Annotated in this window: 3 protein-coding genes; all 3 read left to right on the top strand. The window is 59.9% G+C overall.

All coding sequences use genetic code 11. The features are described 5' to 3' along the window. Position 1 precedes the first annotated feature (1 nt). From GJU83_RS16140 to GJU83_RS16130, 3 genes are read left to right on the top strand one after another with little or no spacing between them, the layout of a single operon-like run. Positions 2–9,829: a DUF6603 domain-containing protein gene (locus GJU83_RS16140; RefSeq protein WP_153634710.1), complete on the top strand. Its 9,828-nt coding sequence runs from the start codon at positions 2–4 to the stop codon at positions 9,827–9,829. A gap of 57 nt (positions 9,830–9,886) precedes the next feature. Next, a complete protein-coding gene (locus GJU83_RS16135) occupies positions 9,887–11,923 on the top strand; it encodes a hypothetical protein (protein WP_153634709.1) in 2,037 nt (678 codons plus the stop codon). Continuing rightward, a complete protein-coding gene (locus GJU83_RS16130) occupies positions 11,920–12,882 on the top strand; it encodes a hypothetical protein (RefSeq protein ID WP_039881919.1) in 963 nt (320 codons plus the stop codon). Before GJU83_RS16135 ends, GJU83_RS16130 begins: the two co-directional genes overlap by 4 nt. Positions 12,883–12,890 lie beyond the last annotated feature (8 nt).

Here is a 12,890-nt window from a genome sequence, read left to right as displayed (position 1 = left end):
CATGGGTGCTGATCAGAATCTCGACGTATTTGGCACGCTGGCGGAAGCCGTTGGCCTGACCCGCGATGGCGAACTACAGGGTGATTGGTTCCAGGACCCACTGGGCAATCCCAACGGCAGCAAGCGCGGTCTCAGCTCGATGATGTACCTCGATGAGCAGCGAGAGGCACTGATTGCGTTTGTCGACGACGTGCTGGGAGCGCCAGACAGGGAAGAGCAAGGGAGAGCTGTCTGGGTCCCGCTTTTCAGGGACTCCGGTGCAACCATTTTCGTAGTGGTTGATGAGGCCGACAACGGCGCCAGAGTAGGGTTTGGCATTGAATACGACAGCGGTAGCTCGTTGCCTGCAATCTCTGTGAGCGCCCATGTTCCGGTGTTCCAGTTCGAACGGGAGGGCGCGGGAGCGCTGGATATTTCCGGGGCGCAACCCGATTGGCTGGTGTTGGGCCGGGACGACGCGCACATCGAACTGGCGATCAGAGTCATCATTTCCAACGATGCTCCTGCGCCGGGGGACCTCTATATTGGCGCCGTGGCCGTAGGCGTGGACGTTCCAACCAGCCCCTCTGATGATCTGGAATTCAGTCTCGGGTTTGAGCGGCTTCAGCTTCCTGGCACCAATGCACCCAGGGATTTTGAGCTCACCGTGGATAACATTAACGAGCTGGGCTCCGACTTTCTGGAATTCATGACGGGCCTGATTCAGGCCCAGGCCGAGGCGCTCGACACCAGCAATCCGGCAACCGCACCGTTTGCGGCGCTCACTGGTTTGGCGGGTTTACGGTCTGTTCCGAATATTCCGCCATTTCCGCTGGAGTCCCTGATTACAAATGGCGTGTCTGCGCTGACCGGCTGGATTGAATCCATCCTTTCTTCCGCGCCTGCTCGCAATGCCTGGCTCGGCCAGTGGGCCGCGCTGCTGGGCGGAACCGTCAATTCTGGCCGAAGCGCCATTGAGTTCAGCGACGGATCATTGGCCGGAGCCGCTGGTTTGCGTGTGGCGTCGTCAGCTGCCGGGGGATTGATCATCACGCCCTGGCTGGAGGGTGCGCTCAGACCTCAGGCCGGCGCGGAAGTTAAGGCGCAGGCGGACCTGCTGACCCTGGCAACCCTGGATGGCAGTATCAAAGCCGTGCCGAATTTGTCGCTTCTTGCCGTGTTCGGGCAGGCAGCGGGTATGGGGTCGCCACTGCTTGCGGGCGACCCGGCAATTGGGTCAATCAAAACCGGTATTACTCTGGCCGCCGGCAAACCGGCTTTTGCATTGACCGCTCATAACGTTACGCTCGGCGGCACCAATCATGAGCTATTGGATCTGTCGTCTCCCGATGCCGCGCTGGACGCCGCCGAGAGCCTGGTGGACGGTGCGCTGGTTTCGGCATTGGCCACTCTCGGTCGCCCCGGCGAAATCTGTTCCCAACTGCTGGGGCTTGATCCGCCTACCGGCATCTCTGGCCCTTCGGCGATTGAACTCCTTACCGACCCACTGGGCAAAACGGCCGCCTACTGGAATTCACTCGCTGCCTCGCCGGCAGCCATGGCGGTTGTTCTAACGTCAACCCAGGAACTCATAACCGGTAACTCAACCAGTGTTTCGGGCGCCGGGACCGCAGCGGATCCCTGGAGCATTGATCTGGACCCTGTAGCGCTTGAGGTTTCGATCGACGGTGACTGGGTCAATTTTGATTTGGAAGCTCGCCTCGAAAACACTGTTCTGGACGACAAGCGATCAGACGTTTTTGTCAGTGCAAGGCTGTTGCGTCTGAATTTTGCGGCGCCGAATGCGGAGTTCCTGAGCCGAATAAACGCGGGTACCCGGCTTCGGGAAGCCGATGGGTCTGACCTCAGGCTGGATATGGGACAGGTTGATGTCTCGGCCCGGTCGATTGGTGCCTCGGTGGTTTGGGGGGCTTCAACGGGATTTGCCGTGCGTGTGGATGCGCCAGACCTTTCAGTCGAAGTTGAGGCGGTCGATGCATCCGACAGTTCAACCATCGAAGTTCCGTTGCCGCTGCCGGAGTTCAGTAGCGGTGGCACGGTCCGCTTCAGCCCGGATTGGGGTGCCATCGAAAATGCCGTTGCCGCGTTGCTTCGGCGCCTGGGCTCGCCGATTATCACCGCGCTTACTGACCTGGTTGGCTGGAACGGCGAGGGGGCCCGCCTGTCCATTGAGCAGCTTTTGAGCGACCCGGAAGCAGCTCTTAAATCCTGGATGGGTGATCTGGTACTGAATTGCAGCAATGTTCGGGTGGCGATGAGTCCGCTCTCATACCTGTTCAGTGGCTTCCGGCAGTGGGCACCGCTGGGCAATGGTAATGAACGCACGCCCTATCGAGCCGCTATAGCCGCTGCCCCCGGGGCGCCGGGCGTTGCGGTGTGGCTGGACCCTGGATGCGACATCCACCGCGGGCGGTATCAACCTCCAGCCGGCAATTTCGATTCCAGTGAGCCGACGGAGTTGGCCTCCATTGCAGAAGCGATTCGGGCGGCAGGTACCGAGCTTCCGGACCTCGCCGATCTGATGACGGGCCGGAACCGGCTGGACGAGGGCTTTCAGGCGTTAATCGATCGCTTCACGGGCACCGACGGCCTGATCGGCCGCCCAGCGTCGCTGCCAACCGGTGTGAATGGCATCGACATTGAAGGCTTGAGCTATCGCGAGCTTGTGGCATTCGGTGCCATTAACCTGTTGCCCCAGGAAGCTTTCGGAAGCGCACCGGATGCGGTGGTTTACGTGGGCTGTGAGGACCTCTGGAGTACCTGTTTCGGGAGCGACAGCCTGGATGTTCGGGGAGAGGTCAGCGGGCCCGGCGTTCCGGGGTCCGCCAACGGACACTGGTCCATTTGCCTGCCGACTCCAGCAACAGCCGCGGCAGAGAGACCGGATCGCGGTGCCATAGACGAGCAATGCCAGCGCCTGATCGAGGTGCTGCAGGATAGGGCGACGCCCATCACGGTTGTTGCCTTCGGTTCCGCCGGGGCGGCTGCTATCAAGGCGGCGAGTACTATCACTGCGATTGATCGGGTGGTAACGGTAGGCTCGCCCTGGGCGCCGGTTTCCCTGAATGGCTTGTTATCGGGGTTGAGCGGTGACGCCTTACGGCTCCTCTTGCAGCTCCAGCGACCAGAGCCCGAGACGATTAACGAAGAGGAGATTGCCGGAGAATCCAACGCCCTCCTGCAGTTTGGCTATGTTCTTGACCGGGCGTCCCTGGTAGCTGGTTTAACACCCGACAGCTTTGATGAGCTTTTGCGGGCGGACCAGCAACCAATCCGGGCCGGCCTTCCGGTAGACGCGGTTTTCGGTGCCCTTGACGCCGAAGCCCTGGAGGCGGGCCTTGCTGCAACGGTCGCCGGTGCCATTGCCTACCGCCACGAAACCTATGAACCTCCGGCAACGCCACCAACCAAACTGCACGCCGGCGTGGATCTTCCGGTTATTGATGCCAATCTCGGCGGCGTCTTCCTCGGGGCAGGGGCCATTCTTGAACTGGCGACCTGCGATCGCGGCCCCGGTGGCGATGGTTTTGAGGTGCAAACAGACAGGCAGATCATCCTGGATCTGCATTTCGGTGTTCAGGATGGTTGGCTTGTTGGCGGCCCGGGCGCCGGCCAGAACGACATTGAGGTGCGCTGGGTATCTGCCCGGTTGTACCTGCCCTTAGCCGGTAGCACGCGGGTATCTGGCGCCCGGATAGTTCTGCACGAGGCCAACTGCTTCGGGGTGCGGAGGGACCAGTGGGTGATTGAAAACGGGGCTGGCGTAGCCTCGCCAAGCTTGCCCACGTCTGAGGTTCATTTGATTCTGGCCGAAGTTGTGGGGCGCCTGGCTGCGGCATCTCCGGATCTCAGCCAACTGCTTGCCGACATCGGGCTGGTTGCCGGAGGTGGTTATGATCCGGAAGGTTTTGATCAGCTTATCCTGGATGCCAGTGGGGCAATCAACGTGGCGGTCGATGCATCTCCGGCCAGCCTTGCCGGCGCACTCAGGGCGCTTGGAGGATTTGGTGGCGCAGGCGCCGAGATATCCTGGGCACTCGATGCGGCAACCATTGCCGTCGATCTGAACTCCCGCGCCTTTGCACTGGACGTAAGCCATGTGGCGGCAGACCTTGTTCCACTGGGCCTGACGCTATTTGCTTCCGCATCCTCGGCGTCCATCTCCGGCTCCATCGGCGCAATCGAGCCGGATGTGGGCGGTCTTGAGCTTGTAGCCAGTGCAGCTACGGGCGGAGTTTCACCCGCACTGACTATTGCCTGGCAAACTCCCGGTTCGTTGTCCGCGACGTCAATCAATCTTCTGTCATCGCTAAGCACTTCCGAGCAGGCCACGCTGGTGAAACTGGGCGCGTCGTTCATTCCGTCAACGCTTCTGGCGGGATTGGTTAATCACCTCCGCGAAACCGCTTCTGACGATGCAAGGGTCGCCATTGAGGTGATTATGGATGGCCTGGATTTGCTGGCGCCGCCTTCTGAATTGCCCTCACGCAGGGTGTTGCTGCCCTGGGCGCTGTTTATGGACCCGGTGGGTTGGCTGAAGGCAGGCGCTGCACCCTGGAAGGCCGACCCGTTTGGCCAGGCGATTCAGGCGTTCGATGCGATCGGCCAGTTGTTGATACCCGGCTTCACCGAAGGCGGATTCGATTTCAGTAATGAGGTGTCCGTAACCTACGGGGTGGCATCAGACCGACTGAATGTGGCCGTCGCCATCGAAACCAGTCATTCATTGGGCGCAACTCCGGTCATCATCAGCCTGGGCGGCGGCCTGTCCATTGCCACCAACGGCTCGATTGGCACCCTCGTTTCCAGTTCGGCGACCTTTGATGGGAAGGGCGTTGCTATATCCCTCTCGCCAGATGTTCGCATCGACCTCCTGCGGTCTGCCCCAGCAGCGCCCATGCAGATTTACCCTTCGGGACCGGGCCTGGGATCACTTCTGGCGACTGGCGCAGGTATGGCCATCCCGGTCGCGCTTAACGCATTGATTGCCGAAAGGGCCAACCAGACGCCGTCGCTGCAAAAAAATGTGGCCGTGGCAGTGTTTGAGTTGGGCAGCGCATTGGATCTCCTGGAATCCAATCAGTTTGCCGACGCCAGAATTCAGACCTTTGCCGCAGACCCCGCCGGGGTACTTTTATCCCGCCTGCCCAATCTGGTTGTTACCGCAATTTCGCAGTTGGCCAATGCTCTCGACCCTGCGGGTACTGTCGTTTCGACATCGACGCCTTCGACAGGAATCTGTCGACTGTCTCTGGGTAGCACGGACCCCGTGGAGATCACTCTGGATGCCAGCCCCACGGGCCCTGCCATTGAACTGGCCGCGGCTCTTTCGATAGCGGATGTCGGAACGGTCGGATTCGACCGGGTGCGACTCAGCGCGAGCGGCTTAGCCGTTGCTGTCTCCTATGTGGCAAGCGGCTTCGACGTTGGCAATGGTTTGATTCTTCGCCCTGTAGCGAAAATTGAAGCCGGCGTGTCCGGCACTGGTTTTACTCGAATGGCCGCCCTTGGTCTCGTCACTGATGGCACGGGTGACCAGTCCGTTCAGTTCCGGTGGGCGTTGAATCAGACGCCGCCGCGGGTGGTTGTTGTTGAAGAGTCACCGTCCGGTGAAACAGAAGACAACGAGCCCGCAGCTGTGGCCCTGGCGCTCCTGTCCCAGGCTGTTTCCATGGCCGCAGGTGTCACGTTGGAAGCACTTGGTACATTGGGAACGGATGCGGTTGATGCACTGCAGAATGTTCTGTTCACCGGTGGCACACCAACCCTGGATCCCACCCTGTTTGACGACATCGTCGACCCGGAAGCGTTGTTGAAGCGCCTGTTCCAGCTCGGCTTCAACCTGGCCGACCACAACCTGAAAATTACCATTGATGGCAAAGTAGATGTCGGCTTCACCCGCAACGGCGATCTTGCAGGCATCTTCGTGTCTTTGCCCTCGGGCGAACGCATTTCGCTCGGTGGTAGCGACCCGACGGTGGATCTCGAAGTGGTTGCCAACTGGGTGACGTCGCCGGGAATCGCGCCGGGTTTGTCGATCTTGCTCGTTGAAAAGGTCGGCAGCGATTTTCAACTGAATGCGGGTTTCTCCATTGCCGGTCTGGGCGTTCGCGTTGGCAAAAACGCAGGGCCTTTGCTGAACCTGGGTATTATGAGTATCGACGCCATCGGCGTTCATTTATACGGCGAGGCCGTGCCGGCAGGGTTAGGCGGCGGCGTTCAGGTTCAGCTTGATGGGCTGGCCATCGTGCCCTCGGCGGCCGGCGGCGACAATGCGGTTGCCAACAACATCATGAGCGACGCCGGAAATGATGCGTCGCCCTCGGCCCGTCCTGCCTTCAGCCCGGCGTTGGCGATTCAGAAGAACCCGGGCGGCGACCTTGGCATTTCATTGCGGGCAGGTGATCCGCCTGGCCCCTGGTGGCTGGCGATCCAGAGACAGTTGGGCCCGCTTTACCTGGAGCAATTCGGTTTTGATGTCACCGAAGTTGATGGTTCCGTTACCGGGATTTCGCTGCTGTTCGATGCGCGCGTCTCACTGTTCGGGCTAACGGCATCGGTTGAGGAACTTGGCCTGCACTGGCTCGGCGGTGACGTCTTCGAGTTGACCAACTGGGCGGTCGATTTGAAGGGACTGGGTGTTTCCGGGGACTTCAGTGGTCTGTCTATCGCTGGTGGTCTTCTGAAAACAGACCTGGACGGACAGATCGGCTACGTCGGAATGCTGATGGGTCGCTTCGGAGTGTATGGACTCTCCCTGTTCGGCGGATACAGCGACGACAAAGGGCTGCCTTCGTTCTTTGTGTTCGGTGCCATTCAAGGCCCCATTGGTGGCCCTCCCGCCTTCTTCCTGACCGGCATTGGGGGTGGTCTGGGCATCAAACGGGGGCTACGCGTTCCGGATGACCTGTCAAAGTTTGGCGAATACCCCTTCATCAAGGCTCTGGATCCAGCGGCGAGCGTCTCCTCCGATCCATTGGAGGAGTTGCGAAAGCTTGCCGAGTACTTCCCTCCGGAGCCGGGTAACTTCTGGTTTGCCGCCGGCATCAGTTTTACCAGCTTTTCTCTGGTGGATGGTGTCGCCGTGTTGTCGGTTTCCGTCGGCAACGGGTTGGAACTCAATCTATTTGGCCTGGCTCGAATGGCTTTGCCCAGGCCCCAGGCCGCACTGGTATCCATTGAGTTGGGGCTGCTTGCCCGGTTCTCGTCCTCCGAGGGGCTGTTCCTGATTCAGGCGCAGCTTACCGACAATAGCTGGCTGCTGTACCCCGAGGTTCGCCTTACAGGGGGCTTTGCTTTTGCTACCTGGTGGCTCGGCCCCAATGCCGGCCAGTTCGTTCTGACATTGGGCGGCTATCATCCCAGCTTTCAGCGTGACGGGTATCCGATTGTTGCCAGGTTAGGCCTGCAATGGCGGGTGTCCAACGCCATTGTGATCAAGGGTGGTTCTTACTTTGCCCTCACATCGGAAGCCTTGATGGCAGGGGTTGAGGTAGAGGTCAGTGCCGACTTTGGCTTCGCCTGGGCCCGCATTGCCTTTGGTGCGAACGCCATTGTCTATTTCGATCCGTTCTACTTCATGGCGGACGCCTACGCCCGCATTTCCGCCGGTGTGAAGATAAAAACTTTCCTGGGCACCATTCGAATCAGCATCAGCCTTGGTGCACGTATTGAGGTCGAGGGGCCTGATTTCCGGGGTAAAGCGACCATCGAAGTGGGTCCTTGCGACATCAAGGTGAAGTTCGGTAGTTCCCGCGAGATTCGCGGCATATTCGTGGGTTGGGATGAGTTCGTACCCAAATATCTGGAAGAAACCGCGCCGGGCCGGGCGCGGACTCTCTCGGGGGCAGCGGGTAAGGGGGCTTTGCCCGCTTCCACGGAGGGTGAAACCTCGGCACCCTCCAGTGACGGTAGTTATGAGCGGCCCTTCGAAGTCTTCGCGGAGTTCGAAGTGTCGGTTGTCGCAACCGGCCCGGTCACCCGGTTTGACTTCAACAACCCGGCCATCGACAAGGACATTACGCCCAAATTGCCGAGTGGCGCCGCGGTAGCGATGGGGTTGAGCCCCATGAACGCCGCTGGGTTGAAGGGTGAGTTGGAAATTCGCCTTGAGCGCAGGGTTGGAAACACCTGGACGGACCGCACCTCGGACCTGCGCCCCCTGGTGGAGGGCATGAGGGACGAAAAGACTGCCGAGGAAGGCCCTACCTATGGCCTGGAAGCCTTCCCGATCGGTGTTTGGGGGCCGCCGGAAGATCCCGAGCAACCCTCCAGTCCCATTCCGAAAGGCGACGTTATTTTCGCCGGCAGCCGGTTAAAGATGGTTGCCGAGGCGGACATGAGTTCGCAAACCGGCCCGGAAATCGATTACTACCGGGTTGAAGCAGGCCGGCGCCCACTGCCGTTGTCTGCCGCCGGTACGTTGCGGGCCGACAACCTGAACCGGGCCACCGCTTTGGGAGTTGTTGCCGAGAGCGCGAGCATTGAGGAAGCCTTTATTGAAGCCCGGAAGTATCTGTTTGCGGACGGCACCGGCGCGTTACCCGAGGGGTTGCTGGCCACAGGGCAGCGCAGTGCCAAAGCACAGGCTATCTACGAGAACTCCCGCACCGCGCCACCCATGTTTGGCACACTGATGGATGGCCTGGAGGCGTCGAATGCCAGCAACGGTTCGACCGCCTTCATGTCTCTGGATGAGAGCCCCCGGGTCATCAAACCAACGAAGCCGTTCGTGACCGGATTCATGAGCAACGGGGCGGGCGTGGCCCTGCGGGATGCGACCACAACCGTTGCGGACAAACGCATCAAGCGCCGCCCGGCACCGTCCACGGAATCTGTTCGCGGCCGACTGGGCCGCAGTCTGCCGATCAAACTGAACACAACCCATGCTCCGTCCAGCTTCAACGATCTGACGGTCGTTGTTCGCGGCTCTGTACCTCGCACCAGCGTTACCAGCGCCAGCCAGACGTATCTCGGCGGCCGGGTTGGCTCGGGTGCGGGGGCCGCCTATGTGAAGGGCCTCGGGACAGAAGCTGGACCGGTTCCACAGGCGCCCGGTAGCAAACTACGCCCCGGCGATATTGTCACCATGCGATCTCCGGATGCCGCAATTGATGGGGAAGATACCCGGCCGGAACTCAAGATCACCGGCGCGGCACGAGTGGTCATGTTATTGGGCAACGGTGCTGTGGTTGCCGATGAGCAGGTTCAGGATCGCCAGATCGCCGTCCCGAAACACACTGCGACAATTGCCGTGCAGGCCAGTGGTGGAGGCGATGGTCGCCCCACCGGTCTGAGAATTGTGGGCTGGCATGACCAGTCCAGACTGGTTCGCCTGACCGGTCGATCAGCGCTCGGGGCCGGATGCGTTCTGTCGCTTAACGGCACAGCCGGAAAAGCCTCCGTGGGATGGCATCTGGCCCAGGATGTGGTGCGTGGTGCGGCTGCCGTGTCCACCCGGTTCGATCAGACGGTTACCTGTGTTGGTGTGATTCTGAAAGCCGGTGAGGGTCGGTCTGCCAGTGATGTGGAAATAGAGCTGCACGGTGCACGGCACCTCAGGCAGCCGGTTCAGCCGGTGGTTGTTCAGGCAGGGGCGCGCTCGGTGCTGCTGTTTGAAATCAATGCCCTTGCCGGTCATTCCGGTGTTTCCGTTCGGGCCCTGCAGGGCGGTGCCCGTGAAATTGCGGGAATGATTGGGGCGGTCGCGTCGGCTGAGGCGATGGCCGAATTGATTGCGGAAAAGGGATTGCCCGCAACGGTTTCAAGGCTGCGTGCCGTTGGCGGCAGCAACTGTGAGATCGAATGGGTGCCGGCACAGGACGACTAACGCCGGGCAGATCCACGCAGGGACCGGCGAAAGAGGATAGCAAGAAGGAAGCAAGCGATGCCTGTTGGTGAAGGAAAATTCAAGCTATATGCCAAGCTGAATCCGCCTCTGGAGGCCGGACTGTGGCGAATAAGGGCCAACCAGAAATTCTCAGCGCAAACGCCGGAGGCAAGTCTGGATGCCGGCGCGCTGAAGGTGGACGAGGAGAATATCCACCTCAGGATTCGGTCGCCGCGCTACATTCTGCCGCCTGATCAGATTCTGTCGACCTATCCACCGGCCAATTCTTTTGGTAGCTATGGCAGCCGCCTGCCACAGGTGGTCATCAAAAGGCGGACTCTGCCATGGGAACGCCGCCTTGACGGCGCACTCGCCAATACACCCTGGTTGGCACTTGTGCTCATCGCCGAAGGGGAAGCAAGGCTGGAAACCGGCGTTGATGTCGCGAATTGCGTAACCGAGGGCGTTGAACTCGACGGATTAAAAGAAGTCGCCAAGGGCAACTGTCTGGCCATCAGAAAATCAATCATCGATAAGGTTTTTCCCACCAAAAAAGACGTTGACCTGCTGGCTCATGCCCGGGAGGTGGACATCCACGATACCGAACTGATGATGGGCGATGATGACGGGTTTCTTGCCGTTGTCATCAGCAACCGTCTGCCTGTGCCGGGCAAGGACGAAGACGGCAATGATGCCCCGGTGAAGTATCTGGCCTGCCTGGTGAATCTTGAGGGCCAATACGATGTGTTGTTGGACCGGTCCCCGGATCCGGTGCCGTCGTTCGTTACACCTTTCATGGTCAAGAGTACCGTTCACCAGAGTATGGCCAGTTACGACGACCATCAGGTGATGGGCACGGCTCTGGCTCCACGGGCTGCAGGAATCAATGCCGGCGACCTTCAGAATCTGACTCAGCCGGTGCCTCTGGCTCCGGGCGTCAAAGGCTCCCGGTCGACACAATTCAAGTCCGGCGCTGCGGCAACTGCCGGCGCGGTCCCATATTCCGGCTCCGGTACCTGGGCCATCAAAAAGTCCAAAGGCTCCACTTCGGCAGACATTGCTCTCAATATGGCCGAGCCCTTTCGGGTGATTCAAACCTTCGAGGCCCTGCCTTTGGACCCCGAATATCGGTTCCCGGTTTTACTGCACTGGAGTTTCACCACGACCGGCGACACCACCTTCCGATCATTGATGGAAAACCTGGACTCCCGCCTGCTTGGCGATGTTGGGCCAGGTCAGAAATCCGTGAGTGGCCGCCTGCCTCTGGAGGTTGCCGAAAGTGGGCATGTGGGTCTGGGCCACCAAACCCGTGAGGGTGACAAGGTACGGTCCTGGTACAGAGGACCGCTGGTGCCGCATCCCACCCGAAATTCCAGTGCTGATCGACTGAAGCTGGCACACAGTTCAGACCAGCTACGAGTGGTTATACCGGATGGCCGGGAAGATCTGTCACTGGCCACTGCCTTTGAAACGGGCCGTCTTCTCACACTGTCTCAACCGTCAATCATCGCTTCGTTGATGCGGTGGCGACAAAACGACTATCACGCTGCCCGACTGAAATCCCTGCTCATCAAAAACAGAACTCTCTGGGAGGAGGTGCTCGGGGCAGGCATTGATCAAATCGACCTCCGCCATCTGGGCCGGCTTTCAGGGCGTTTCTTTGCTGATGCTGTTGTGAGAACCCCTGAAAAGTTTCTGGGAAATCCAATGCCCCAAGTCGGACCCGGACGGCCTCTTGAATTCAATGGTCAGCCCACCACCGTGCTTGCTCGGGGGTTGGGGCTGCCGCCGGCCTTATTCGTCGGCGACCTGAACAAAGTTTTCGAGGGTTTGCGGGGTGTCCAAGTGCCCAAAGAAGACCTGCTTACACGTGAACTGGGCAAAGTCGATTTGCGGGAAACCCTGGAGGCGGATCTGGACCGGCAGCGTGTCGATCTGGTGTCCAGCACGCTGTCGAATGAACTGATCAACGAACACCTGACCGGCCCTGCATTTCCGGTCACAGATCGCCTGATCAGAGAGGGCTTGAATGACAATCTGGATGTGATCCTGCGGGACCGCCCCAGAGATTTCACGGATGAGGACGAGTCATGATCAACAAAAACCAGGACATCCTCGAAAACCTCGGCCAGGAGCTGGAAAAAACCGCACGGGCTCCGCTCAGCGAATTCAGGATTGACCAAAACACCGCGATGCCCGCGGAGCTGAGGAACTGGTTAGTCAGCTTGCGGCTGCTCAACGGGGTTCCATTTGCCAATCTGGTGGCGGACTCCGAACTACTCCCGCAAGAATCGATTCGCTGGTTTTACATGGATCGGCGTTGGACGGATGCGTTGGTCCAGGGCGCGCTCAGCGTTGGCACGGTGAATAGTGACGACCGCATCCAACTGGATGCCCAATACAACGCCATCCGCGCCGAACTGGATACCGAAGAGCGCAACGTACGTCGTCGCACGCTCGCCCCACGTCTGACTGGGCAAACGGGTCCCATTACCGGATTTCTGCTTCGCTCCGCCGCCGTATCCGGGTGGCCGGGCATGCATGTTCGGGCTTTTGATGTAGACCCGGAGGAGGGCGACGAAGCCCGGTTCGAAGAGGACGATCCCCGACGAATCCGGCTGCTGCGTCTGGAAAGGTTGGCCCCCGCCGTTTTGCTCTGCCTGTTTGATGGTGTTCCCAAAGTTGTTCACCTGGAGGAACCGCGCCAGGGCGTCCAGTTTGGCTTCAAACACGAGGATAACGGTAACCAACGCTCAGCAACGCTGACTCCCCGCAGGAAGAGCGACTTCAGCTACCTCGACGTGGAGGACATAGATGTGCCGTTTCGCGTGGGGTCATCCGGTGTTGTTGATATTCGGCGGCTATCCGCGGCTCTGGCTGAGCATGATGAAACCGGCGCGGGCGATGGTCTGGACAGCGCCGAGTACGCCTTGCAGTTAATTCGATTCCCATGGCGGCAGGTGTTTGGGGAGGTTCAGGTTCCACCGATATCTGCCATGTTCCGGGCGACCGTGGCTTATGAGCCCATGGTTAACGCCACATTCAAGCTGTGAGGGGGCGC

Origin of the sequence: Marinobacter salsuginis, assembly GCF_009617755.1 — a bacterium.
Taxonomy (GTDB): domain Bacteria; phylum Pseudomonadota; class Gammaproteobacteria; order Pseudomonadales; family Oleiphilaceae; genus Marinobacter; species Marinobacter salsuginis.
Note: the sequence above shows the minus strand (reverse complement) of the source record. Positions and strands in the feature narration are given on the sequence as shown.

Bases quoted from the DNA above. Each gene is read 5' to 3' on its own strand.
- GJU83_RS16130 (WP_039881919.1), top strand. From the start codon at position 11,920: ATGATCAACAAAAACCAGGACATCCTCGAAAACCTCGGCCAGGAGCTG.
- GJU83_RS16140 (WP_153634710.1), top strand. From the start codon at position 2: ATGGGTGCTGATCAGAATCTCGACGTATTTGGCACGCTGGCGGAAGCC.
- GJU83_RS16135 (WP_153634709.1), top strand. From the start codon at position 9,887: ATGCCTGTTGGTGAAGGAAAATTCAAGCTATATGCCAAGCTGAATCCG.